At 68.2% G+C, this 24,687-nt stretch carries 19 protein-coding genes; 9 read left to right on the top strand and 10 right to left on the bottom strand.

Going from position 1 to position 24,687, the window contains the following annotated elements; genetic code table 11:
- Window positions 1-226 precede the first annotated feature (226 nt).
- A complete protein-coding gene (locus AC1DO7_RS04960) occupies window positions 227-1,969 on the top strand; it encodes a potassium/proton antiporter (protein WP_441613161.1) in 1,743 nt (580 codons plus the stop codon).
- A 48-nt stretch (window positions 1,970-2,017) separates the two neighbouring features.
- Here the strand turns inward: AC1DO7_RS04960 and AC1DO7_RS04955 are convergent, their stop codons facing one another.
- From AC1DO7_RS04955 to AC1DO7_RS04945, 3 genes are all read right to left on the bottom strand, one after another.
- A complete protein-coding gene (locus AC1DO7_RS04955; RefSeq protein WP_477115856.1) occupies window positions 2,018-3,025 on the bottom strand; it encodes a tripartite tricarboxylate transporter substrate binding protein in 1,008 nt (335 codons plus the stop codon).
- A 99-nt stretch (window positions 3,026-3,124) separates the two neighbouring features.
- Window positions 3,125-3,577, bottom strand: coding sequence for a DUF2214 family protein (locus tag AC1DO7_RS04950; protein WP_441613159.1), 453 nt, complete (start codon window positions 3,575-3,577; stop codon window positions 3,125-3,127).
- Between the two features lie 152 nt (window positions 3,578-3,729).
- Window positions 3,730-4,950: a CaiB/BaiF CoA transferase family protein gene (locus tag AC1DO7_RS04945; protein ID WP_441613158.1), complete on the bottom strand. Its 1,221-nt coding sequence runs from the start codon at window positions 4,948-4,950 to the stop codon at window positions 3,730-3,732.
- Between the two features lie 335 nt (window positions 4,951-5,285).
- On the opposite strand from AC1DO7_RS04945, the gene alaS reads away from it, so the two are divergent.
- Entirely contained in the window at window positions 5,286-7,910 is a 2,625-nt protein-coding gene (alaS, locus tag AC1DO7_RS04940; protein WP_477115855.1) for an alanine--tRNA ligase, read from the top strand.
- 163 nt (window positions 7,911-8,073) lie between these two features.
- Here the strand turns inward: alaS and AC1DO7_RS04935 are convergent, their stop codons facing one another.
- The 3 genes from AC1DO7_RS04935 to AC1DO7_RS04925 all read right to left on the bottom strand — a co-directional run bounded on the left by AC1DO7_RS04935 (window position 8,074) and on the right by AC1DO7_RS04925 (window position 11,318).
- A complete protein-coding gene (locus AC1DO7_RS04935; protein WP_477115854.1) occupies window positions 8,074-8,835 on the bottom strand; it encodes a slipin family protein in 762 nt (253 codons plus the stop codon).
- 2 nt (window positions 8,836-8,837) lie between these two features.
- Window positions 8,838-10,346, bottom strand: a complete 1,509-nt coding sequence (locus tag AC1DO7_RS04930) for an NfeD family protein (RefSeq protein WP_477115853.1) — start codon at window positions 10,344-10,346, stop codon at window positions 8,838-8,840.
- Between the two features lie 108 nt (window positions 10,347-10,454).
- Complete coding sequence (locus AC1DO7_RS04925) at window positions 10,455-11,318, bottom strand: LysR substrate-binding domain-containing protein (RefSeq protein WP_477115852.1); 864 nt, start codon at window positions 11,316-11,318, stop codon at window positions 10,455-10,457.
- 204 nt (window positions 11,319-11,522) lie between these two features.
- On the opposite strand from AC1DO7_RS04925, the gene AC1DO7_RS04920 reads away from it, so the two are divergent.
- From AC1DO7_RS04920 to AC1DO7_RS04895, 6 genes are all read left to right on the top strand, one after another.
- On the top strand, window positions 11,523-12,746 hold the full coding sequence (locus tag AC1DO7_RS04920; RefSeq protein ID WP_477115851.1) for a YbfB/YjiJ family MFS transporter: 1,224 nt from the start codon (window positions 11,523-11,525) through the stop codon (window positions 12,744-12,746).
- 136 nt (window positions 12,747-12,882) lie between these two features.
- Window positions 12,883-13,656 (top strand): class II aldolase/adducin family protein, encoded by a 774-nt coding sequence (locus AC1DO7_RS04915; protein WP_441613152.1) that lies wholly within the window; start codon window positions 12,883-12,885, stop codon window positions 13,654-13,656.
- 53 nt (window positions 13,657-13,709) lie between these two features.
- The gene (locus tag AC1DO7_RS04910) at window positions 13,710-13,898 is read left to right on the top strand and encodes a 4-oxalocrotonate tautomerase (RefSeq protein ID WP_441613151.1); all 189 of its coding nucleotides are present in this window, start codon (window positions 13,710-13,712) and stop codon (window positions 13,896-13,898) included.
- Between the two features lie 73 nt (window positions 13,899-13,971).
- Window positions 13,972-15,003 (top strand): threonine aldolase family protein, encoded by a 1,032-nt coding sequence (locus tag AC1DO7_RS04905; RefSeq protein ID WP_441613150.1) that lies wholly within the window; start codon window positions 13,972-13,974, stop codon window positions 15,001-15,003.
- Window positions 15,004-15,103: 100 nt separating this feature from the next.
- Window positions 15,104-15,691: an NUDIX domain-containing protein gene (locus AC1DO7_RS04900; protein ID WP_441613149.1), complete on the top strand. Its 588-nt coding sequence runs from the start codon at window positions 15,104-15,106 to the stop codon at window positions 15,689-15,691.
- Between the two features lie 53 nt (window positions 15,692-15,744).
- Window positions 15,745-15,972, top strand: a complete 228-nt coding sequence (locus AC1DO7_RS04895) for a sulfurtransferase TusA family protein (RefSeq protein WP_011297045.1) — start codon at window positions 15,745-15,747, stop codon at window positions 15,970-15,972.
- 707 nt (window positions 15,973-16,679) lie between these two features.
- On the opposite strand, the gene galU is transcribed toward AC1DO7_RS04895, so the two are convergent.
- Both galU and AC1DO7_RS04885 read right to left on the bottom strand, forming a co-directional pair.
- Window positions 16,680-17,549, bottom strand: a complete 870-nt coding sequence (galU, locus tag AC1DO7_RS04890; protein WP_441613148.1) for a UTP--glucose-1-phosphate uridylyltransferase GalU — start codon at window positions 17,547-17,549, stop codon at window positions 16,680-16,682.
- Between the two features lie 53 nt (window positions 17,550-17,602).
- Window positions 17,603-20,470, bottom strand: coding sequence for a valine--tRNA ligase (locus AC1DO7_RS04885; RefSeq protein WP_477115850.1), 2,868 nt, complete (start codon window positions 20,468-20,470; stop codon window positions 17,603-17,605).
- Window positions 20,471-20,856: 386 nt separating this feature from the next.
- On the opposite strand from AC1DO7_RS04885, the gene AC1DO7_RS04880 reads away from it, so the two are divergent.
- Entirely contained in the window at window positions 20,857-23,211 is a 2,355-nt protein-coding gene (locus AC1DO7_RS04880; RefSeq protein ID WP_441613146.1) for a UvrD-helicase domain-containing protein, read from the top strand.
- Window positions 23,212-23,417: 206 nt separating this feature from the next.
- Here AC1DO7_RS04880 and AC1DO7_RS04875 read toward each other — a convergent pair whose 3' ends face one another.
- Together AC1DO7_RS04875 and AC1DO7_RS04870 are read right to left on the bottom strand one after the other, a co-directional pair.
- A complete protein-coding gene (locus tag AC1DO7_RS04875) occupies window positions 23,418-24,395 on the bottom strand; it encodes a tripartite tricarboxylate transporter substrate binding protein (RefSeq protein WP_441613144.1) in 978 nt (325 codons plus the stop codon).
- A 49-nt stretch (window positions 24,396-24,444) separates the two neighbouring features.
- The coding region (locus AC1DO7_RS04870; protein WP_477115849.1) for a UTRA domain-containing protein at window positions 24,445-24,687 on the bottom strand (243 nt) is incomplete at its 5' end.

The following is a 24,687-nucleotide window of genomic DNA, read 5'->3' as shown; positions in this document are numbered from 1 at the left end:
GCTAYCTTTCAGATGTCTTGTGAAATGGTCAATCTGCGGGTATCTCCCTAGGCGACATACGGATCGCTTCCAGCCGATCCGCGACGGCACCGGGGCGCCCCGCCCGGGGCGGCCCGGCGCGGTCGTGCCGGCAATGGGCTGCGCTATCATCGTTGGCCGCCATGCCGCGGCTCGCCGCCCTCCGGGCATGTGGGCAATGCAGCACGGCGCTGAAAGGAAAGCCGCTTTGGAAAGCATCGACCATGTCATCCTGATCGGCGCCGTCGTGATGTCCCTGGGCATCGTGGTGGGCGCTTTCTCCGCGCGCCTCGGCGTGCCTTTCCTGCTCGTCTTCCTGTCAGTCGGCATGCTGGCCGGCGTCGACGGCCCCGGTGGCATCCGCTTCTCCAATACCTGGCTGAGCTTCCTGGTCGGCAACCTGGCGCTGGCGGTGATCCTGCTCGACGGCGGCCTGCGCACCAGGCTGACCACGTTCCGCGTGGCGCTCAAGCCGTCGCTGGCGCTGGCCACGGTGGGCGTGCTGGTCACCACCGGCCTGGTAGGGCTGTTCGCCGCCTGGGTGCTGGAGATCGACTGGAAGCTCGGATTGCTGCTGGGCGCCATCGTCGGCTCCACCGATGCCGCGGCGGTGTTCTCGCTGCTCAATACCAGCGGCATCCGCCTCAAGGAGCGGGTCGCCAGCGTGCTGGAGATCGAATCCGGCATCAACGACCCGATGGCGATCTTCCTGACCCTGACCCTGATCGAGTGGATCGGCGCGCCCGCCGGCCTGACTCCGGGCGCCCTGCTGTGGCGGCTGGTGGTGCAGTTCGGCGTGGGCGGCGTGCTGGGCATGGGGCTGGGCTACTGCCTGGCCAATGTGATGGAGCGCATCCGCGTGGCCGAGGGGCTGCAGGCCATCCTGCTGTGCTCGGGCGGCGCCATGGTGTTCGCCATCGTGCAGAGCGCCGGCGGCAGCGGCTTCCTGGCGGTCTACCTGACCGGCGTGCTGGTCGGCAACCGCGAGCGCGCGGTCAGCGCGGACGCCATGCGCGCGATGGACGGCATGGCCTGGCTGTCGCAGTCGGTGATGTTCCTGCTGCTGGGCTTGCTGGTGGCGCCGCACCGGATCTGGGAAGTGGCGGGGCCGGCCGCGGCCGTGGCGGCCTTCCTGATGCTGGTGGCGCGCCCGGCCGCGGTCTGGCTGGCGCTGCTGCCGTTCCGCTTCAGCGCGCGGGAGAAGGGCTTCATGGCGTGGATGGGCCTGCGCGGCGCGGTGCCGATCGTGCTGGCGCTGTTCCCGCTGCTGCAAGGGCTGCCCGACGCGGGCCTGCTGTTCCGCGTCGCCTTCGCCGTGGTGCTGGCCAGCCTGCTGCTGCAGGGCACCACGGTGCCGTTCGCGGCGCGCCTGGCCCGTGTGCTGCGGCCGGCATACCCCGAGCCGCTCGCGCGCGCCCGCCTGCATGGCACCCACGGCCCCGCGCTCGAGGTGATGCAGTTCGCCGTGGAGCGCGATGCCCCGGCCGAGAGCCTGCGTGCCGACCAGCTCGAACTGCCGCCGCGTTGCCGTTTGCTGACGGTGGTGCGCGACAAGGCGCTGGCAGCGCCCGAGCAGACCGTGCTGCGCGCCGGCGACGTGGTCTCCATCCTGGCGCCCGGCACCAGCGTGCCGATGCTGGCGCTGCTGTTCCGCAAGCCCGGCCCGGCGCCGGCCTGGGGCAAGGCCAGCCACGATTTCCTGCTGTCCGGCGAGGCCATGCTGCGCGATGTGGCGGGGCTCTACGGCACGCGCGAACTGGGTGCGGCGGAGGCTGGCCTGACGCTGGAGGCGGCCATGCAGGCGGCCTTCACGTCGCCGCCGGTCGAAGGCGATATGGTGGAGATCGCCGGCCTGAAGCTGACCGTGACGCGGATGGACGGGCCGCGCATCATCCAGGTCGGACTATTGCTGCCGCGCACGGCGCGCGGCGCGCGAGCGGCGGAAGGCTGAGGGCCGGGGCGCATTGCGCGCCCTCGCCGGCGCGGCCGGCGCCCGTCGTCAATCCACCTTCGCGCCGGACACCTTCACGATCTGCGCATACTTCTTCAGCTCGCGCTGCACCAGCGCGSCRAACTGYTCSGGCGTGGTCGGCGCCGGCTGCGCGCCGATGCGGGCCAGGCGGGCCTTCATGTCGTCGGTCTTGAGGATGGCCACGATGTCGTGGTTGAGGCGGTCGACGATCTCGCGCGGCGTATTGGCCGGCGCGAACACGCCGAACCAGGTCGAGATATCGAAGCCTTCCAGCCCCAGGCCCTTGCCGGCTTCGGCAATGGTCGGCAGCTCCGGGAAGGCCGCGGCGCGCACCGCCGTGGTCACCGCGAAGGCCTTGAGCTTGCCGGCCCTGATATTGGCCGAGGCCGAGGCAAGGTTGTCGAAGATCATGTCGGTCTGGCCGGACAGCACGGACAACTGCGCGGGCGAGGCGCCGTTGTACGGGATATGGACCATGCTCACCTTGGCCATGCTCTTGAACAACTCGCCCGACAGGTGCCCGGCGCTGCCGTTGCCGCCCGAGGCGTAGTCCAGCTTGCCGGGGTTCTTGCGGGCGTATTCCACCAGCTCGCGCAGGTCGGTGATGTGCAGCTCGGCGGCCTTGCCGGGGTGCATCACCAGCACGTTTGGCACGTCCGCCACCAGGGTGACCGGGCTGAAGTCCTTGACCGGGTCGTACGGCATCCTGGCGAACAGCGACGGGTTGATGGCGTGCGTGGCCACCGCGCCCATCACGATGGTGTAGCCGTCCGCCGGTTGCTTGGCGACGTAGTCCGCGCCGATATTGCCGCCGGCGCCGGGACGGTTCTCCACCACTACCGGCTGGCCCAGGCTGTCCTTGAGCTTGTCGCCGATGGCGCGCGCCACGGTATCCAGCGGGCCGCCGGCGGGGTAGGGCACCACGAACTTCAGCGGCTTGACGGGGTAGGCCGAGGAAGCCACGGCCGGCGCGGCGGCGAGTGCGCCAAGGGCGCCGAACGCCAGCAACGCGGCGGCGAATTGTTGCTTGAACATGGAAATGCGCATTGGAGTTGCGGGGTACGTATGGGAATTCTGGTGGGTTGGGAGGCTGCCCGAAAGCGCGGCGGTCCCGGCTCTCTTTCGACGGGCCGCCTAGATGCCGATGCCCCGGGCCATCATCACCGCGCACAGCGGCAGCAGGATCAGCAGGTGGGCTTCGATCATGACCCAGCGGCGCGCCTTCTTCAGCTCCGCCGCCGCCGGCACGAAGTCCGGCGCCGTGCGTGCCTGGCGACGCCAGCGCTGGATGGCGAAGGTGGGCGGCAGCGAACACAGCGCGATCACCACGAACACGGTCATCTTGGCGTGGAACCACGGGTTGTGCAGGTAGAACTGCATGCCCTTGGCGCCGTAGAACAGGCGCAGCAGGCCGGTCGCCAGCACCGCCATGGCTGACAGGAAGTAGACCAGGTCGTAGATCGAGATCCGCCTGAGCGTGGCCGGCGTGAGGCCGGTGCGCATGATCACGGCCTCGGCCGTGAGCAGCGCGATCAGGGCGAAGATGAAGGCAAAGTGCAGGAAGGCCAGCAGGGCGTCGGTCAGCATCCAAACTCCTTTCGTGGGTATGGGCAGGCGCCGGCCGGCGGCGCGCGGGTCAGGTCATCGGTTTGTGCTTCATTTGCTGCTTTGCTGCTTTGCTGCCGGATCCGGCACGGGCCAAGGCCGGCCGCCGCCTTGCGGGACGGACGGCAAAGCCTTTACAGCACGCCCTTGGCGCGCAGCGCTGCGATCTGCTCAGGGCTATAGCCGAGCATGCCTTCGAGCACCGCGTCGGTGTGTTCGCCCAGCAGCGGCGGATGCCGCACCGCCTCGGGCGGGGTCGCGCTCATCTTGATCGGGCTGCCGACCAGCTTGACCTCGCCGGCGCTCGGGTGCGGCAGGTCCACGCGCAGGCCGCGCGCCTTGACCTGGGCATCGTCGAACACGTCGTCCAGCGTATTGATCGGACCGCACGGCACCCCGGCGCTTTCCAGGTCGAGGATCCACTGCGCGCGCGTGCGCGGCTTGACCATCTCGGCCAGGATCGGCACCAGCACGTCGCGCTGCGCCACGCGCTGCGGATTGGTGGCGAAGCGCGGGTCGTCGGCCAGCTCGGGGTGGCCGCCCGCGGTCACGAACTTGCGGAACTGGCCGTCGTTGCCCACCGCCACGATGATCCAGCCGTCGGCGGCCTGGAAAGTCTGGTAGGGAACGATGTTCGGGTGCGCGTTGCCCCAGCGCTTCGGCGCCACGCCGCTGGCCAGGTAGTTGGTGTTCATGTTGGCCAGCATGGCGACCTGCACGTCGAGCAGGGCCATGTCGATGTACTGGCCTTCGCCGGTGCGCTCGCGGTGCGCCAGCGCCGCCAGCACGGCGATGGTGGCGTACTGGCCGGTCATCAGGTCGGAGATGGCCACGCCGGCCTTCTGCGGGCCGCCGCCGGGCAGGTCGTCGCGCTCGCCGGTCAGGCTCATGAAGCCGCCCATGCCCTGGATGATGAAATCGTAGCCCGGGCGCGCCGCGTAGGGGCCGGTCTGGCCGAAGCCGGTCACCGAGCAATAGATCAGGCCCGGCTTCACCGCCTTGAGCGATTCGTAGTCCAGGCCGTACTTCTTGAGCTGGCCGACCTTGTAGTTCTCCAGCACCACGTCGCTCTGGGCGGCCAGCGCGCGCACCAGTTCCTGGCCTTCGGGCGTGCTGATGTCGCAGGTGACCGAGCGCTTGTTGCGGTTGGCGGCCAGGTAGTAGGCGGCTTCCGCGGTGTCGCGGCCGTCCGCGTCCTGCAGCCAGGGCGGGCCCCAGGTGCGGGTGTCGTCGCCGGCGCCGGGCCGCTCGATCTTGATCACGTCGGCGCCGAAGTCGGCAAGGTTCTGGGCGCACCAGGGCCCGGCGAGGACGCGGGTCAGGTCGAGGACGCGGAGGTGGCTTAAGGCTCCCATGGGGTGTGATGCAATCCGGAAGGGGTGGCAAGGGAAGGCCGGGCGGCCCCGCCGTCTGGTTCCTGCCTGGCTCGTGCCGGATGCAGGGCGGCTTGCGGGGTGACCGGGGCGGCGCTGAGGGCGGCGCCAGGGGTGTCCGGCCGGGACAGCCAGCACTTTACCACCGGCAGGCCCCCGGGAGCACATCGCGGCCCGGCCGGGCGGGCGCCGGCGCGCATGCGCCACGAAACCCCGGCGGCGCGCCGCGGCAGCAGGCTTCCCCGTATAATCAATGGTTTGCAAATCCATCCTGACCGACAGCGACCTGCCACGCCGCGGGACGCCCTGCCCAGAACATGAAAGTCTCCGACATCCGCAGCAAGTTCCTGCAGTACTTCGAATCGAAGGGCCACACCGTGGTCCGCTCGTCCAGCCTGGTGCCGGGGAACGATCCGACGCTGCTGTTCACCAACTCCGGCATGGTGCAGTTCAAGGACGTGTTCCTGGGCACCGACAAGCGCCCGTACACGCGCGCCACGTCGTCGCAGCGCTCGGTGCGCGCCGGCGGCAAGCACAACGACCTGGAGAACGTGGGCTACACCGCGCGCCACCACACGTTCTTCGAAATGCTCGGCAACTTCTCGTTCGGCGACTACTTCAAGCGCGAGGCCATCCAGTACGCGTGGGAGCTGCTGACCAAGGTGTACCAGCTGCCCGCCGACAAGCTGTGGGTCACGGTGTACGCGGAAGACGACGAGGCCTACGACATCTGGGCCAAGGAAGTCGGCGTGCCGGCCGAGCGCATCGTGCGCATCGGCGACAACAAGGGCGCGCGCTACGCCTCGGACAATTTCTGGCAGATGGCCGACACCGGTCCCTGCGGCCCGTGCTCGGAGATCTTCTACGACCACGGCCCGGACGTGTGGGGCGGCCCGCCGGGATCGCCCGAGGAAGACGGCGACCGCTACATCGAGATCTGGAACCTGGTGTTCATGCAGTTCAACCGGGACGAGCAAGGCAATATGCCGCGCCTGCCCAAGCCTTGCGTCGACACCGGCATGGGCCTGGAGCGCATCGCCGCGGTGCTGCAACACGTGCACAGCAACTATGAGATCGACCTGTTCCAGGCGCTGATCAAGGCCGCCGCGCGCGAGACCGGCATCACCGACCTGAACAACAACTCGCTCAAGGTCATCGCCGACCATATCCGCGCCTGCTCCTTCCTGATCGTGGATGGCGTGATCCCCGGCAACGAAGGCCGTGGCTACGTGCTGCGCCGCATCGTGCGCCGCGCCATCCGCCACGGCTACAAGCTGGGCCGCAAGACCCCGTTCTTCCACAAGCTGGTGCCGGACCTGGTGGCGCAGATGGGCCAGGCCTATCCCGAGCTGGCCGAGGCAGAGTCGCGCGTGATCGAAGTGCTCAAGGCCGAAGAGGAACGTTTCTTCGAGACCATCGAGAATGGCATGTCCATCCTCGACGCGGCGCTGGCCGAGGTCAAGGCCAAGGGCGGCACCGTGCTCGACGGCGAACTCGCCTTCAAGCTGCACGACACCTTCGGCTTCCCGCTGGACCTGACGCAGGACGTGTGCCGCGAGCAGGAAATGACGGTGAACGAGACCGCCTTCGACGCTGCCATGAACCGCCAGCGCGAGCAGGCCCGCGCCGCCGGCAAGTTCAAGATGGCCGCCGGCCTCGAATACAACGGCGACAAGACCACCTTCCACGGCTACGACCAGCTCGCCGTCGAAGCCGCCCGGATCACCGCGCTGTACGTGGACGGCGCCGCCGTCGACACCATGCAGCCCGGCCAGACCGGCGTGGTGGTGCTGGACAACACCCCGTTCTACGCCGAATCCGGCGGCCAGGCCGGCGACCAGGGCGAGCTGCGCAGCGGCAGCGCCGTGTTCGCCGTGGCCGATACCACCAAGGTGCAGGCCGACGTGTTCGGCCACCAGGGCACCCTGGCGGGCGGCGCGCTCAAGGTGGGCGACAGCGTCGGCGCGCAGGTGGATGCGCAGCGCCGCGCGCGCACCATGCGCAACCACTCGGCCACCCACCTGATGCACAAGGCCCTGCGCGAAGTGCTGGGCACCCACGTGCAGCAGAAGGGCTCGCTGGTGGATGCCGACAAGACCCGCTTCGACTTCTCGCACAACGCGCCGATGACCGACGAGCAGATCCGCCGGGTCGAGGACATCGTCAACGCCGAGATCCTGCAGAACGCCGCCACCGGCGCCGAGGTGATGCCCTTCGACGATGCCGTCAAGAGCGGCGCCRTGGCGCTGTTCGGCGAGAAGTACGCCGACGACGTGCGCGTGCTGTCGATCGGCAGCTCGAAGGAACTGTGCGGCGGCACCCACGTGGCGCGCACCGGCGACATCGGCCTGTTCAAGATCGTGGTGGAAGGCGGCGTGGCCGCCGGCATCCGCCGCGTGGAAGCCATCACCGGCGACAACGCGCTGCACTACCTGCAGGCGCTCGACGCCAAGCTCAACGAAGCCGCCGCCGCGCTCAAGGCGCAGCCGTCCGAACTGGTGCCGCGCATCGGCCAGGTGCAGGAGCAGGTGCGCGCGCTGGAGAAGGAACTGGAGCGCCTCAAGAGCAAGCTGGCCGCCTCGCAGGGCGACGAGCTGGCCGCGCAGGCCATCGACGTCAAGGGCATCAAGGTGCTGGCAGCCCAGCTCGACGGCGCCGACCTCAAGACGCTGCGCGAGACCATGGACAAGCTCAAGGACAAGCTGGGCAGCGCGGCCATCGTGCTGGGCGCCGTGGCCGACGGCAAGGTCAGCCTGATCGCCGGCGTCACCGCCGACGCGACTGGCAAGGTCAAGGCCGGCGAGCTGGTCAACTTTGTCGCCCAGCAGGTCGGCGGCAAGGGCGGCGGCCGCCCCGACATGGCCCAGGCAGGCGGCACCGAGCCGGCCAACCTGCCGAAGGCGCTGGCAGGTGTCGGCGAGTGGGTGGCGGCGAAGGTGTGATGCTTTCGTCGTGGCYGGCCAGGGACGTCGGCACTGCCTGATGTCCTGGCCTCCTCTGCCCTCATGGGGAGAGGAAAGACCACCGGTGGCATGTTTGTCACGCTTAGTCACGCGGGACGGGAGGAAGGCGCTGCGGCGCCTTTTTTCACGTCCCCTTGCTTCATCATGTCCCCTGCCGGCTGAGCTTGCCCACCAGCGTGAGGATGTCGATCGGCAGCGGAAACACGATGGTCGAACTCTTGTCGCAGGCAATCTGCGTGAGCGTCTGCAGGTAGCGAAGCTGCATTGCCTGTGGCTCGCGGGCCAGCATCTGCGCTGCCTCCAGCAGCTTCACGGAAGCCTGCAGTTCGCCTTCGGCGTGGATCACCTTGGCGCGCCGTTCGCGCTCGGCCTCGGCCTGGCGCGCGATGGCGCGGATCATGGTCTCGTTGAGGTCGACATGCTTGATCTCCACGTTCGAGACCTTGATGCCCCAGCTGTCGGTCTGGGCGTCGAGCGCCTTCTGGATATCGATATTGAGCTGCTCGCGCTCGGCCAGCATCTCGTCGAGCTCATGCTTGCCCAGCACCGAGCGCAGCGTGGTCTGCGCCAGCTGGCTGGTGGCCYCGAGGAAGTTCGCCACCTGGATGATGGCGCGCTCGGGATCGATCACGCGGAAGTACACCACCGCGTTGACCTTGACCGAGACGTTGTCGCGCGAGATCACGTCCTGCGGYGGCACGTCCATCACCACTGTGCGCAGGTCCACGCGCACCATCTGCTGCACGGCAGGGATCAGGATCACCAGGCCCGGCCCCTTCACCTTCCAGAAACGGCCCAGCATGAACACCACGCCGCGCTCGTATTCGCGCAGCACGCGGATGGACGAGACAATGAGCAGGGCGACCAGGAAGACGAGACCGCCCGCGCTGAATCCGAATGCCATGATCATGCTCCTCGAGTGGATGGATTGATCGTGCCGGCCGCGCCCGCCGTGCCTGCGGCGTTCGCGGCGGCATCATCGATGGCGCGCACTTCCAGCAGCAGCCCGCTGCGCCCGGTGACCAGCACCCGCTGGCCGCGCTGCAGCGGCAGCATGCCGTGCACGCGCCAGCGCTCGCCGCGCACCTCGGCCCAGCCGTCTTCGCGCGCGTCGCCGTCCAGCAAGTCCAGCACCACGCCGGGCGTGCCGATCATGGCATCGCCGCCATTGACCGAAGGCATGCGCCGCGCGCGCCAGAGCAGCGTCCAGACTCCCAGCAGGAAGGCGGCGCTGGCCAGCGCCAGCGTGCCGATCAGCCACAGCGGGATGCCGAAGCCAGGCACCTCGGTGTCGATCAGCATCACCGCGCCGAAGATGAAGGCGATGATCCCGCCCACGCCGAGCGCGCCGAAGGTTGGCAGGAACAGCTCCGCCACCATGCAGCCGATGCCCAGCGCGATCAGTCCCAGCCCGGCGTAGTTCACCGGCAGCATCTGCAGCGCGAACAGCGCCAGCAGCAGGCAGATCGCGCCGGCCACGCCGGGCAACACCATGCCCGGCGTGGAGAACTCGAAGATCAGGCCGTAGATGCCGATCATCATCAGGATCAGCGCCACGCTGGGCTCGGTGATGACTGCCAGGAAGCTGCTGCGCCAGTCCGGCTCCAGCACCTGCACCGGCGCCTGCGCGGTGCGCAGCACGCGCTCCACGCCGGCGGCCTGCACGCGCCTGCCATCCACCGCGCGCAGCAGGGCCGGCAGGTCGGGCGCGACCAGGTCGGCCACGTGCTGTTCCACGGCTTCGCTGGCCGACAGGCTSACCGCCTCGCGCACSGCSCGYTCGCCCCATTCGGCATTGCGSYSGCGCAGYTGCGCCAGSCCGCGGATATAGGCGGAGGCATCGTGCATCTGCTTGCGCTCCATGGTGTCCTGTGGCTGGGGCGTGCTGGCCGGCGCCGAGGCGGGCGTGGCTTCCGGTTTCTGCGGCCCGCCCGTGCCGCCAATACCGATCTGCACCGGGCTGGCCGCGCCCAGATTGGTACCCGGCGCCATCGCGGCGATATGGCTGGCGTAGAGGATGTAGGTGCCGGCGCTGGCCGCGCGCGCGCCGCCCGGGTAGACGTAGCTCGCCACCGGCACCGGCGAGGCGAGGATGGCCTGGATGATCTCGCGCATCGACAGGTCCAGCCCGCCGGGCGTGTCCATTTCCAGCACGATCAGCTGGGCGCCGCCGTCGCGGGCGCGGGCCATGCCGCGCACGATGAAACTGGCGCTGGCCGGGCCGACGGCGCCCTTGAGCGGGATCACGACTACCGGGGCGGCCGGCGTGGCGGGGGCCATGGCGGCCTGCGTCGCGGACCACGTCGTTGCCGGCACTACGATGGCAAGGACGGCCAGGGTGACGGCGAATGCAGCGGCCGCGGCCAGCCGGGTGCCGGCGGCAAGCCATCGCAAGTGCATCGGGGCATGCTTCATGGCAGGGACGCCGGCACAGTGAGTGCACACGCGGCGCCACTTCCAGTGTAGGCGAACGGGCACATCCTGCCGGGCGCGCGGCCCCGTCCGGCCGCCGACCGGGCGGGCTCAGGCCGCGGCGGCCAGCCGGAACCTGTCGGCCAGCGCCGCCAGCGCGGTGCTGGCCATGGCCGGATGCCAGGCCAGCACGGTATCGACCTTGCCGGCGGYGCCGAGCGTGTGCACGCTGATCTTGGGCAGGTCGCGGTAAAGGCCCAGCACCGAGCGCGGCACGATGGCCACGCCGATGCCCGCCGCGGCGCAGGCGATGATGGCATGGTACGAGCCCAGTTCCAGCACCCGGCGCGGCGGGCTGTTGCCCGCGGCCAGCCAGGTCTCCAGCCGCATGCGGTAGTTGCAGCCCGGATCGAAGGCCAGCATGGTGCGGGTTTCCAGGTCGGCCGCGCAGCCGATGGGCGGGTGCTGCTCGCGCGCGATCAGCAACAGTTCCTCCTGGAAGGCCGGCAGCCAGGCCAGGGCAGGGTCGTCCAGCGGCTCTGCCACGAAGGCGCAATCCACCTCGAAGCGGCCCAGCGCCTGCAAGGCCTGCCGCGTAGTCAGCGTCACCAGTTCGAGTTGCACCTCGGGCCAGGCCTGGTGATAGGCGGCCAGCACCGAGGGCAGGCGGCTGGCCGCCGTGCTTTCCATCGAGGCGATGCGCAGGCGGCCCTGGGGCTTGGCCGGCAGCACCGCGTGGCGGGCTTCCTCGGCCAGGTCCAGCACGCGCCGTGCGTAGTCGAACAGGGTCTGCCCGGCTGGTGTCAGCACCATGCGCTTGCCTTCGCGCAGGARCAATTCCACGCCGAGCGAGCTTTCCAGCTGGCGGATGCGGGTGGTGACGTTGGATTGCACTCGGTGCAGGCGCGCCGCGGCGCGCGTGACGCCGCCTTCTTCGACGACGCAGCGGAAGATTTCCAGGGAAGCCAGGTCCATTGCGATGCTCTTGCTAGCGGTTCCACGCGCCGCCGGAAGGAAGTCCGGATGGGAACGCCTCATCCATCTCGCCGGAAGATCGTTGCGTTCTCAATTATTCATTTTTCGGTCGCGTGTCCTGAGCGTAGCATGCGGCGATGGACTTCACATTCCCCACCGTCATCGTCCCGTGCCTGCGGCGTCTCTTCCAGGGAGGCCGCGCGGATGGGCAGCGCTGACCACCGCCTGGCCGCCGCGCTCGCGCCGGCGCACGTCCAGCCCGGCATCTGGACCGTGRCGCTGGCCGGCCTGGTTGCGCTGGGCGTGGCGATGGGCATAGGCCGCTTTGCCTTTACGCCGCTGCTGCCGATRATGTTGCATGACGCCAGCGTCACGCTGGGCGAGGGCGGATGGCTGGCGACGCTGAACTACCTGGGTTATTTCGCTGGCGCCGCCGTGTGCCTGTTCATCCGCCCGGAGCCGGCGCGCATGGTCAGGCTCGGCCTGGTCGCCACCGTACTGCTGACCCTGGGCATGGCCGCGCCCGGCGGCATGGCGGCGTGGGGCGTGTGGCGCGCGGCGGCGGGCGTGGCGAGCGCGTTCGTGATGGTCTACGGCACGGCCTGGTGCATGCACCGGCTGGCAGAGATGGGCCGGGCGCCCTTGGGCGGGCTGATCTTCTGCGGGCCCGGCATCGGCATCGTGCTGACGGGCGTTTCGGCCTTCGGCATGGTCGGCGCCGGCTGGCGCGCGGGCTGGGCCTGGCTGGCCTTCGGGTTGCTGGGCGCCGTCCTGGTCGGCATGGTCTGGCCTGTGTTCCGGCCGGCGCCCCGCGGCGCGCCACCGGCCGGCCCGGTGCCCGCGGCGGCCGCGATTGCGGCATCCGCCGTGCCGAGGCTCGACCGCGAGACCTGGCTGCTGACGCTGGCTTACGGCCTGGCCGGCTTCGGCTACATCATCACCGCCACCTTCCTGCCCGTGATCGCGCGCCAGGCCATGCCYGGCTCGGTATGGGCCGACCTGTTCTGGCCCATCTTCGGCGCCGGCGTGACCGTGGGCGCCTTCGTCGCCTCGCGCGTGCGGGTGGAGTGCGACAACCGCAAGCTGCTGGCCTTTACCTACGCCATGCAGGCGGCGGGGGTGGCGGTCGCGGTGGTATGGCCGACAGTGACCGGATTCGCGCTCAGCAGCCTGCTGGCGGGGCTGCCGTTCAACGCGCTGGTGTCGTTCGCGATGCGCGAGGCGCGGCRCCTGTGGGGCGGCCAGGCCCAGCGCCTGATGGGGCTGATGACCGCCAGCTACGGCCTGGGCCAGATCGTGGGGCCGCCGCTGGCCACGGCGCTGGTGGCACGCAGCGGCGGCTTTGCCGCCTCCCTGTGCTGTGCGGTCGCGGCCCTGCTGACGGGCAGCGCGGTGTTCGCCTGGATGGCGCGCGCGCCTGCGCGCTAGACGCGCCCGCGGGCCTGCCCGGGCGCCGCCTGACGGGGCTGCGGGGCTTGCGCTACAGTATCGCCTTCGCCGCGCGCGCTGCCACCGGGAGCGCCGTCCGGGCCGCCCGGACGCGCGTGGCGCAGGAGCCGATTCCATGTCTTTTTCCCTGCAGCCTGCCCGCGCCACCGGCGCCACCCAGCCCGCCACGCCGGCCGAGGCGCGCATGCGCGCCGATCTTGCGGCCGCCTACCGCCTGTGCGCGCTGCAGGGCTGGGATGACCTGATCTACACGCATATCTCCGCGGTCGTCCCGGGCGAGCCGGATCATTTCCTGATCAACCCGTTTGGCTTTGCCTTCGACGAGATCCGCGCCAGCGACCTGGTCAAGATCAACGGCCGCGGCGAGGTGGTGGGCGAGAGCGTGCACCCGGTCAACGTCACCGGCTTTGCGCTGCATGGCGCGGTGCACGCCGCGCGGCCCGACGCGGTATGCGTGATGCACCTGCACAATACCGCCGGCGTGGCGGTGTCGGCCCAGGCCCGCGGCCTGCTCGCGCTGTCGCAGCACGCCATGCGCTTCCATGGCCGGCTGGCCTACCACGACTACGAAGGCCTGGCCTTCACGCCGGCCGAGGGCGAGCGCCTGACCGCTTCGCTCGGCGCGCAGCCTGCCATGCTGCTGCGCAATCACGGCACGCTCACGGTGGGCCGCACCGTGGCCGAGGCCTATGTGCTGATGGCCACGCTGATCAAGGCCTGCGAGATCCAGATCGCGGCGCAGGCGGGCGGCGAAGTCGTGCAGCCGCCGCCCGCCGTGGCGGTGCATGCATCGGCGCAGCTCGACGACAACGGCGCGCTGGAAGGCGGGCTCGAATGGCCGTCATTGCTGCGCAAACTCGATAGAATCGATGTTTCCTACCGCGATTGACGCGCGCGAGCGCATTGGTCCCGCTCCCCCGATACCCAAGAGGAACCCTAGCCATGCCGACATACCATGTAGAACTCTTCGAAGGCCGCACCATCGAGCAAAAGCGCAAGCTGGTCGAGGAAGTCACCCGCGTCACCTGCGAAACGCTGGGCTGCTCGGCTTCGGCGGTCGATATCATCATCACCGACATCAAGCGCGAGAACTGGTCCACCGGCGGCGAACTGTGGGCCGACAAGAAGTGAGCACGGGCGGACCTTGCGCGCTCCGCCCGCGCTGACCACAGCACGTATCCACCCGCCACGGACTTTTCCCTCCATGCAGCACTTCGCCTCCGACAACTACGCCGGCTTTTGCCCGGAATCGCTCAAGTATTTCCTCGAAGCCAATGGCAGCGGCCATGAGCAGGCCTACGGCGACGACTCCTGGACCCAGAAGGTCTGCGACCGCATCCGCGACCTGTTCCAGACCGACTGCGAAGTCTTCTTCGTCTTCAACGGCACCGCGGCGAATTCGCTGGCGCTGTCGGCGCTGTGCCAGTCCTACCATTCGGTGATCTGCCATGAACTGGCGCACATCGAAACCGACGAATGCGGCGGCCCTGAGTTCTTTTCCAACGGCTCCAAGCTGCTGACCGCGCCGGGCGCCAACGGCAAGCTCACCCCCGACGCCGTGGAAGCGCTCGTCACGCGCCGCTCCGATATCCACTATCCCAAGCCCAAGGTGGTGTCGCTGACGCAGTCCACCGAAGTCGGCACCGTGTACACGGTGGAGGAGGTGCGCGCCATCGCCGCCATCGCCAAGCGCCGCCAGTTGCGCGTGCACATGGACGGGGCGCGCTTTGCCAACGCGGTGGCGTCGCTGGGCGTGCATCCCTCGGAAATCACCTGGCGCGCCGGGGTCGATGTGCTGTGCTTCGGCGGCACCAAGAACGGCCTGCCGGTGGGCGAGGCGGTGGTGTTCTTCGACCGCAGGCTGGCCGAGGACTTCGCCTACCGTGTCAAGCAGGCCGGGCAACTGGCCTCCAAGATGCGCTTTATCTCGGCGCCGTGGCTGGGCCTGCTGGAGAACGACGTGTGGCTGGCCAACGCTCGCCATGCCAACGCCATGGCCCAGCTTCTGCACGAGCGCATCGCCACCATCCCCGGCGTGCGCATCATGTTCCCGACCGAGTCCAATGCGGTCTTCGCCGAACTGCCGCTGGCGGCCATCGAAACGCTGCGCGCGAAGGGCTGGCGCTTCTACACCTTCATCGGTGCGGGCGGCTGCCGTTTCATGTGCTCGTGGGACCTGCAGCCGGAAACGGTGGAAGCGCTGGCCGCCGACATGCGCGACGCCTGCGCCGCCTGAGCGCCGGCAAGCAAGAACGCAGGAAAGCAGGCATCGTGACAAGCTGACGACCCGACAAACACAACAAAGCCGGCAAGGCTGAAAGACAAGGAGCTTCGCAATGTCCTATTACCGTTACTGCCCCCAATGCGGTTCGCCGCTGGAAGTGCTGCCGCATTCCGGGCGCGAGCGCGATGCCTGCGTGCAGCCCGAATGCGGATTCGTCCACTGGAACAACCCGCTGCCGGTGCTGGCCGCGGTGGTGGAGTACGAGGGCAAGCTGCTGCTGGCGCGCAACGCCGCGTGGCCCGAGAAGATGTTCGCCCTGGTGACGGGTTTCCTGGAGCGCGACGAGACGCCCGAGCAGGGCGTGGCGCGCGAACTCAAGGAAGAGACCAACCTGGACGCCCACGCGGTGTCGCTGATCGGGGTCTACGAGTTCATGCGCAAGAACGAGCTGATCATCGCCTACCATGTGCAGGCCAGCGGCCAGATCGCGCTATCCGAGGAACTGGCCGACTACAAGCTGGTGGCGCCCGAGGACATGCGGATCTGGTCGGCGGGCACCGGCTTCGCGGTGGCAGACTGGCTGGCCTCGCGCGGCCACCCGGTGCGCTTCTTCGACCGCAACACCGGCGAGGACATTCCCGACCCGCGCAAGCGCGACGCCTTCGGCCTGCCCGGTGCTTCGCTACAATACAGGCCGTGAATACTCAGTGTCCTGGATAAAGAGCCGGGACACAAAGACAAAGGAAGAGAGGAATGGAGTTCCAGAAAGAAGTGGACGCGCGCGGCCTGAACTGCCCGCTGCCGATCCTGCGCACCAAGAAGGCGCTGGCCGACATGGCCAGCGGCGATGTCCTCAAGGTACTTGCCACCGATCCGGGCGCCACGCGCGATTTCCAGGCGTTTGCCAAGCAGACTGGCAATGAGTTGCTGTCGCATCAGGAAGTGGACAAGGTGTTTGTGTTTTATATGCGGAGGCGGTGAGGGGTGTCATTTAGGGGTTACCCGGTTTGCGGATTCGTGGTGGGGGCGGTGGTTCTGCTGGAATCTGCCGGTACCGGCTCGGGCGGCCACTAAGCTGCGGGCGGTGCCGGTTTCGTGGTGATGCCCCTGATTGCTGGTGCACTGCTTGTTCGGGCATCTGCCGTTACCGACTCGGGCCGCCACGAGATAGCACCCTGGTGTTTTCGTGGTGGGCGTGGTGGACCGGGGCGCAGGTGGTTGAGTGCTCTTTACTCTCATGTGGGCGCCACCGCGCCCACCACGAAACCAGCGAGGCAACGATGCAGTGGCCATCAGAACCGGTAACGGCAGATGGCCGAACCAGCAGGGCACTCGCCATCATAGGTCTGACCCCGAAACCGCAGCCGCCAGCAAGATCGTGGTTGGTCGCACCGGTAACGGCAGGATGCGAACAGAACCGCAGGCACCACGACGAAACCACCACAACCAGAAACCCCGACGTTTCTGCCCCTGCCGGCCAGGCAGCCCGCTCTCTTTGCCTACTTTCTTTTCGGGGAAAAGAAAGTAGGTCGCTCCGGGGGAGCGAAAGCCGTTGACTTTGAAGTGAAGTTAAGCCGTTTGATCCTGACCCCAACCCCTCACCCAGCGAACCAACAAAAAAGCCCCGCAAAGCCGCCGGCAACCGGCCACCCTGCAGGGCTTTCCTTATCCAGCCAAACCGACAACAATCACCCGCGCGTGCGCAGGTAAGTGCTGAACTCGTCCATCACTTCCGGGTGCTTGAGCGCGAATTCGACGGTCGCCTTCAGGTAGCCGAGCTTGCTGCCGCAGTCGTAGCGCACGCCCTTGTAGCGGTAGGCCAGCACCTGTTCCTGGCTGAGCAGCGAACCGATCGCGTCGGTGAGCTGGAACTCGCCGCCGGCGCCCGGCTTGAGGTTGCGGATATGGTCGAAGATGCGCGGCGTCAGGATGTAGCGGCCGACCACGCCCAGGTTTGAGGGCGCGTCCTCGGGCGCCGGCTTCTCGACGATGCCGGAGACCTTGATCACGCCTTCGTCCCATTCGCGGCCGTCGACCACGCCGTACGAGCGGCTCTGTTCCGGAGCGATCTCTTCCACGCCCAGTACCGAGCAGTTGTAGTGGCCGTACAGGTCCGTCATCTGCTTCATCACGGGCGGCTGGCCGTCCAGCAGGTCATCGGCCAGCATCACGGCGAAGGGCGCGTCGCCCACCAGCTTTTCCGCGCACAGCACGGCGTGGCCCAGGCCCAGTGCTTCGGGCTGGCGCACATAGAAGAATTCCACGTGCGAGGGCTTGATCGAGCGCACCAGCGAGAGCAGGGCCTGCTTGTTCTTGGCCTCCAGTTCGGCTTCGAGCTCGTAGGCCTTGTCGAAGTGATCCTCGATGGCGCGCTTGGAGCGGCCGGTCACGAAGATCATCTCGGTGATGCCGGCAGCCATGGCTTCTTCCACCGCGTACTGGATCAGCGGCTTGTCGACCACCGGCAGCATTTCCTTCGGGCTTGCCTTGGTAGCGGGCAAAAAGCGGGTGCCCAGACCAGCTACGGGGAAGACAGCCTTGGTGACACGGGTTTCCATAACAGGTTTTCCTTATCGTTTCGGTGTACGCAACCCTGCTGGTGATGCAAAGCTCATGCCGGCAGACGTTGCAGCTGATCCTGCAACTTGCCCAGCGTCTGTTCGAAATCGGACAGACGCTGGTTTTCCTGCGCGACCACGGCCGGCGGTGCMTTGGCGACGAAGCTCTCATTGGAAAGCTTGCCCCGGCACTTGCCGATCTCGGCGCTCAGGCGCTCTATTTCCTTCGACAGCCGCACGCGCTCGGCCGCCACGTCAATCTCGATCTTCAGCAGCAGGCGGTTACCGCCCACGATTGCCACCGGTGCGCCGGCACCTTCGGCCATCAGGGCATTCTCGTCTTCGAATACCTTTACCTCGGAAAGTTTCGCCAGCGCCTGCACATAGGCCTGGGCCGAGGTGAGGAAAGCGCTGTCGCCCTGGGCGTAGAGCGGGATGCGCTGGGCCGGGGAGATATTCATCTCGCCGCGCAGGTTGCGGCAGGCGTCGACCACCGCCTTGAGCTGCGCGGTCCACTGCTCGGCGGCCTCGTCGATCTTGGCCACGGCCGGCAGCGGGTAAGCCTGCAGCGCCAGCGTCTCGCTACCGTCGCCCTTGGCGCGGCCGGCCAGCGGCGCTACCTTCTGCCACAGTTCCTCGGTGATGAAGGGGATGATCGGGTGGGCCAGGCGCAGCACCGTCTCCAGCACGCGCAGCAGCGTGCGGCGGGTGGCGCGCTGCTGGGCGGGCGTGCCGTTCTGGATCTGTACCTTGGCCAGTTCCAGGTACCAGTCGCAGTACTCGTCCCACACGAACTTGTAGATCGCGCTGGAGATATTGTCGAAGCGGTACTCGGCAAAGCCCTTTTGCACATCGGCTTCCACGCGCTGCAGCAGCGATACGATCCAGCGGTCCGCCTGCGAGAAGTCGAGGTAGCCGTCCGGGCCGCAGTCGTTGTTGCACGGGCCCATGCCGCAGTCATGGCCTTCGGTGTTCATCAGCACGAAGCGGGTGGCGTTCCACAGCTTGTTGCAGAAGTTGCGGTAGCCCTCGCAGCGGCCGGTGTCGAAGTTGATGTTGCGGCCCAGCGTGGCCAGCGAGGCGAAGGTGAAGCGCAGCGCGTCCGCGCCGAAGGCGGGAATGCCTTCGGGGAATTCCTTCTTCGTCTTCTTCTCGATCTTGGGTGCGTCCTTGGGGCGGCGCAGGCCGGTGGTGCGCTTCTGGAGCAGGGTATCGAGATCGATGCCGTCGATCAGGTCCACCGGGTCCAGGGTGTTGCCCTCGGACTTGCTCATCTTCTTGCCTTCGGAGTCCCGCACCAGGCCGTGCACGTAGACGGTATGGAAGGGCACCTTGCCGGTGAAGTGCTTGGTCATCATGACCATGCGCGCCACCCAGAAGAAGATGATGTCGTAGCCGGTAACAAGTGCCGACGACGGCAGAAAATGCTGCAATTCGGGCGTTTCCTCAGGCCAGCCGAGCGACGAGAACGGGACCAGCGCGGACGAGAACYAGGTGTCCAGCACATCGTCCTCGCGGCGCAGCGCGCCGGTGCTGCCGGCCGCGGCGGCCTGCGCCAGGGCGTCTTCCTCGGTGCGGGCGACGAAGCACTTGCCGTTCTCGTCGTACCAGGCCGGGATCTGGTGGCCCCACCACAGCTGGCGCGAGATGCACCAGTCCTGGATGTTCTCCAGCCACTGGTTGTAGGTGCTGTTCCAGTTCTCGGGGATCAGCTTGATCTCGCCGCCTTTCACGGCCTCGAGCGCCACCTCGGCGATCGAGCGGCCCGGGTTGAAAGTGCCCTCGGGCGCCGGCTTGCTCATGGCGACGAACCACTGGTCGGTCAGCATCGGCTCGATGGCGCTGCCGGTGCGCTCGCTGCGCGGGGTCATCAGCTTGTGCTTCCTGACTTCGGCCAGCAGGCCCTGCGCGTCGAGGTCCTCGACGATGCGCTTGCGCGCGTCGAAGCGGTCCAGGCCCGCGTAAGCGGCCGGGGCGTCGGCGACGATCTTCGCGTCGAGCGTGAGGATGGACAGCTGGGGCAGGCTATGGCGCTGGCCCACCGCGTAGTCGTTGAAATCGTGGCCCGGGGTCACCTTGACCACGCCGGTGCCGAACTCGCGGTCGACGTATTCGTCGGCAATCACGGGGATGTCGCGGCCGGTGAGCGGCAGGCTGACCGACTTGCCGATCAGGTGGGCATAGCGCTCGTCTTCCGGGTGCACCATCACGGCCACGTCGCCCAGCATCGTTTCGGGGCGTGTGGTGGCCACGGTCAGGTGGGTCAGGCCGTGCACGCTGTCGGCTTCGGTGAGCGGGTAGCGGATGTGCCACATCGAGCCTTCTTCCTCGACGTTGTCCACTTCCAGGTCGGACACCGCGGTGCCCAGCACCGGATCCCAGTTGACCAGGCGCTTGCCGCGGTAGATCAGGCCCTGCTCGAACAGGCGCACGAACACTTCGGTGACCGCCTGGGACATTTCCGGCGACATGGTGAAGTACTCGCGGCTCCAGTCGATCGAAGCCCCCATGCGGCGGATCTGGCGCGTGATGGTCGAGCCGGACTCTTCCTTCCACGCCCACACCTTCTCGGTGAATTTCTCGCGGCCGAGTTCTTGGCGCGACACGCCCTGTGCCTCCAGCTGGCGTTCCACCACGATCTGGGTGGCGATGCCGGCGTGGTCGGTGCCGGGCACCCACAGCGTGTTGGCGCCCGACATGCGGGCGTGGCGGGCCAGGCCRTCCATGATGGTCTGGTTGAASGCRTGGCCCATGTGCAGCGTGCCGGTCACATTAGGCGGGGGCAGCTGGATGCAGAAATCGGGGCGGTCCGAGTCGAGGGTCGGCTTCGCGATGCCGCGCTTCTCCCACTCTGGGCCCCATTTGGCCTCAATGGCGGCGGGTTCGAAGCTCTTGGCAAGGGACTGGTCTTGGGCGGTCATGCTCGGGTGTCGATGATTACGTCGGATTCTGCGGCCCAGGCGGGCAGGGGCAACGCGCCGGGAAACGTTAAATTATACGGAAGGCGGGGTGCCGGGTGCGGGAAATGGGCCCGCGCAGGGCAGTACCGCGCCATCCGGGCGCATTTCAGGGCCGATCCATGGGTGGCCCGGGAGCGATCCGGGCGCGATGCTGGCGTAATCCGGCCGCTATTTTGCCGCTGCTTCGGCGTCCCGGGTGGATTTCTGCTTACTCCGGGAGAGGGGAAAGCCCGCGCATTGTGCGCTTGGTGCTACCTGTGCCGCAGCGCGCGACGGGGCGGCGGCCGGCCGCCGCGGGCCGGGGGTGCGCCCCGGTATAATTCGGGGCACTCCACAAGGCCCTCCCGATGTCCGACCTGCTTGCCAATCTCAACGCCGAACAACTTGCCGCCGTCACCTTGCCCGACGAACCGGCGCTGATCCTGGCGGGCGCGGGCAGCGGCAAGACGCGCGTGCTGACCACGCGCATCGCGTGGCTGATCCAGAACGGCCGCGTGTCGCCCGCCGGCCTGCTGGCGGTGACCTTCACCAACAAGGCCGCCAAGGAAATGACCGCGCGGCTGACTTCGATGCTGCCGATCAACACCCGGGGCATGTGGATCGGCACCTTCCACGGCTTGTGCAACCGCATGTTGCGCGCCCACTTCCGCGACGCCGGGCTGCCGCAGACCTTCGCCATCCTCGACAGCCAGGACCAGCTCTCGGCGCTCAAGCGCCTGCTCAAGTCGCTCAACGTGGACGACGAGAAGTACCCGGCCAAGAACCTGCAGTACTTCATCAACAATGCCAAGGAGCAGGGCCTGCGTCCGGCCGACGTGGAGGCCAACGATGACTTCAATCGCCGCTTCGTCGACCTCTATGCCGCCTACGACGTGCAGTGCCAGCGCGAAGGCGTGGTCGACTTCGCCGAACTGCTGCTGCGCTGCTACGAGCTGCTGCGCTACAACGACGCCATCCGCCAGCACTACCAGAACCGCTTCCGCCACGTGCTGGTCGACGAATTCCAGGACACCAATGTGCTGCAGTACCAGTGGCTCAAGCTGCTGGCGGGCTTCGGCACGCAGAACCCGGCGGCGGTATTCGCGGTGGGCGACGACGACCAGAGCATCTATGCGTTCCGCGGGGCCAATGTCGGCAACATGCGCGATTTCGAGCACGAATTCCGCGTGCGCCACATGATCAAGCTCGAGCAGAACTACCGCTCGCATGGCCACATCCTCGATTCCGCCAACCACCTGATCGCCCACAATGCGCGCCGCCTCGGCAAGAACCTGCGCACCGACGCCGGCCACGGCGAGCCGGTGCGGGTGTTCCAGGCCGGCTCCGACGGCCAGGAAGCGGCCTGGATGGTGGAGGAAATCCGCGACCTGGTGGCGCAGGGCATGAGCCGCTCGGAAATCGCCATCCTGTACCGCAGCAATGCGCAGTCGCGCGTGATCGAGCATGCGCTGTTCTCGTCGGGCATCGCTTACCGGGTGTACGGCGGCCTGCGCTTCTTCGAGCGCGCCGAAATCAAGCACGCCCTGGCTTACCTGCAGCTGCTGGAGAACCCGCGCAACGACGCCGCCTTCGGGCGCGTGGTGAACTTTCCCGCGCGCGGCATCGGCGCGCGCTCGCTCGAAGCACTGCAGGACGCCGCGCGCCAGTATGACTGCTCGCTCGCGGAAGCCGTGGCCTACGTGGCCGGCAAGGCCGGCAGCACGCTCGGCGCCTTCGTGCGGCTGATCGAGCAGATGCGCGCGGAGACGCGCCGCATGACGCTGCCGGAGACGGTCGAATACGTGACCAATACCAGCGGCCTGATCACCTACTACCGCGGCGAGAAAGAAGGCCAGGACCGCATCGAGAACTTGCAGGAACTGGTGACCGCGGCGCAGGCCTTCGTGACGGAGGAGGGCTACGGGCTGGACGCGCTGGCCAGCGCGATCCCGGTGGGACGCGACGGCGGGCCGGCGCTGCCGGCGCTGGCCGATGGCGACCAGGCCCAGCAGGTGCTGGACCCCGAAGCGCTGCCCGTGGTGATGACGCCGCTGGTGGCCTTCCTGACCCATGCCTCGCTCGAGGCCGGCGACAACCAGGCGCAGGCCGGCCAGGACGCGGTGCAGATGATGACCGTGCACGCGGCCAAGGGCCTCGAGTTCAACGCGGTGTTCATCACCGGGCTGGAAGAAGGCCTGTTCCCGCACGAGAACAGCGCGAACGAGGCCGACGGCCTCGAGGAAGAGCGCCGCCTGATGTATGTGGCGATCACCCGCGCCCGCCAGCGGCTCTACCTGTCATTCGCGCAGAGCCGCGTGCTGCACGGGCAGATGCGCTATCACGTGCGCTCCCGCTTCTTCGAGGAGCTGCCCGACGAAGCGCTCAAGTGGCTGACGCCGCCGGCGCAAGCCTACGGTTCGCAGCGCCGCCAGCAGAACGACGGCGGCTGGGGTCGTGACTGGTTCAAGAAGGCGGAAGACGTGCCCTACTCGGGCACCAAGCCGACCGGCGGCATGGATACCGGCAACGGCTACGCCGACTCCAAGCGCGAGGCCGGCTCCGGGCTGCGCATCGGCCAGAGCGTGTTCCACAACAAGTTCGGCGAGGGCGTGATCACGGCGCTCGAAGGCGACGGCGCGGATGCCCGCGCCAATATCAAGTTCAAGCGGCACGGCGCCAAGTGGCTGGCGCTCTCGGTGGCCAAGCTGGATCCGATAGACTGAGCGGCACCAGCAAGAAGATCCTGGCGTCGTTGCGCGGCCTTGCCTTGCCAGTCGTACTGTCCGCGGCCGCGCCCTTGCGGGGCGCGTGCACGCTGGCCGGCGCGCACCGCTGCGCAGGCGGATCACTGCGTGGTCCGGATTCCCTGCTCCGCCCTGGCCACGACCGCTTCGCTTCAATCCGATAGCGCCGCCAGGGCCTGCCCGCCTCAGTCGAGCTGGATGTTGCCGTCCTTGATGACCTTGGCCCATTCCTTCGTCTGCGCCTGCACGAACTTCGCGGCCTCGGCCGGCGTGCCGGCCACGATCTCGCCGCCCAGGCTGGCGATGCGCTCGCGGTTCTCCGGCAGGTTGATGACCTTGCGGATCGCCTCCGAGAGGCGCGCCACGATGTCCGGCGGCGTGCCCGCCGGCAGGAACACGCCGTTCCATTCATAGACTTCATAGCGCGGCACGCCGGCTTCGGTCATGGTCGGGGTGTCCGGCAGGATGGCCGTGCGCCGGGCTCCGGTCACCGCCAGCACGCGCAGCTTGCCCGCGCGCACATGCTGCAGGCCCGAGGCCGTGTTGGCGAAGAACACCGGCACCTGGCCCGCGATCACATCGGCCATGGCCGGGCCGCCTCCCTTGTAGGGCACATGCAGCAGATCCAGCTTCATGCGCTGCGCGAACAGCGCGCCGGCGAGATGCTGCGCCGAGCCGTTCCCCGACGAGGCGTAGGCGATGCTGCCAGGCTTGGCGCGGGCCATCGCCACCAGTTCCTGCGCGGATTTGGCCGGGAACTGCGGATTCACCACCAGCATATTGGGATAGAGCGCCAGCACCGAGACCGGGATGAACGACTTGGCCGGATCATAGGGCAGCCGCTTGTAAAGCGCCGGGTTGGAGGCGAACGAGGCGGCATCGAGCAGCACGGTGTAGCCGTCCGGCGCGGACTTGGCAACGATGTCCGTGCCGATCTGGCCGCCCGCGCCGGGCCGGTTGTCCACCACGATGGTTTGGCCGAGTTCCTGCCCCAGGCGGGGGGAAATCATGCGGGCCATGGTGTCGGCGCCACCGCCCGGCGCGTAGGTGACCACCAGGCGGATGGGCTTGGCGGCGGGCCAGGCCTGCGCGAGTGCAAGGCCGCTGGCGCAGGCGGCGAGCCCGAACAGGGCGGTCGCGCAAAGGCGGATGGAATTTCGCATGGGTCTCCTCGGGGTCTGTAGGTATGGGGTGGCAGCGAGGCGGGGCGCGTCAGCGGACCTCGGCGCGATAGTGGAAGTCGTCGGCGTTGCCCAGCGTCTGCCGGTACTCGACCCGCCGGCCCGCCAGGTCGAACGCCACGCGGCTGACCGCCAGCGCCGGGTGACCCTCGGGCAGGCCAAGCCGGGCGGCCTCGCGCGGGCCCAGCCGGCTAAAACGCAGGTCGTCGACCGCGCGGCCCACGGTGACGCCGTAGCGCTGCGCATACATCGGGTACAGCAGGGGCGCGAACTC

Source organism: Cupriavidus sp. 05N40, from assembly GCF_056397305.1.
The sequence above is the reverse complement of the archived record's forward strand: the minus strand, read 5'-3'. Positions and strand labels throughout refer to the sequence as shown.

Bases quoted from the DNA above. Each gene is read 5' to 3' on its own strand.
- AC1DO7_RS04950 (WP_441613159.1), bottom strand. From the start codon at position 3,577: ATGCTGACCGACGCCCTGCTGGCCTTCCTGCACTTTGCCTTCATCTTC.
- AC1DO7_RS04945 (WP_441613158.1), bottom strand. From the start codon at position 4,950: ATGGGAGCCTTAAGCCACCTCCGCGTCCTCGACCTGACCCGCGTCCTC.
- AC1DO7_RS04915 (WP_441613152.1), top strand. From the start codon at position 12,883: ATGTCTTTTTCCCTGCAGCCTGCCCGCGCCACCGGCGCCACCCAGCCC.
- AC1DO7_RS04910 (WP_441613151.1), top strand. From the start codon at position 13,710: ATGCCGACATACCATGTAGAACTCTTCGAAGGCCGCACCATCGAGCAA.
- AC1DO7_RS04905 (WP_441613150.1), top strand. From the start codon at position 13,972: ATGCAGCACTTCGCCTCCGACAACTACGCCGGCTTTTGCCCGGAATCG.
- AC1DO7_RS04900 (WP_441613149.1), top strand. From the start codon at position 15,104: ATGTCCTATTACCGTTACTGCCCCCAATGCGGTTCGCCGCTGGAAGTG.
- AC1DO7_RS04895 (WP_011297045.1), top strand. From the start codon at position 15,745: ATGGAGTTCCAGAAAGAAGTGGACGCGCGCGGCCTGAACTGCCCGCTG.
- galU (WP_441613148.1), bottom strand. From the start codon at position 17,549: ATGGAAACCCGTGTCACCAAGGCTGTCTTCCCCGTAGCTGGTCTGGGC.
- AC1DO7_RS04880 (WP_441613146.1), top strand. From the start codon at position 20,857: ATGTCCGACCTGCTTGCCAATCTCAACGCCGAACAACTTGCCGCCGTC.
- AC1DO7_RS04875 (WP_441613144.1), bottom strand. From the start codon at position 24,395: ATGCGAAATTCCATCCGCCTTTGCGCGACCGCCCTGTTCGGGCTCGCC.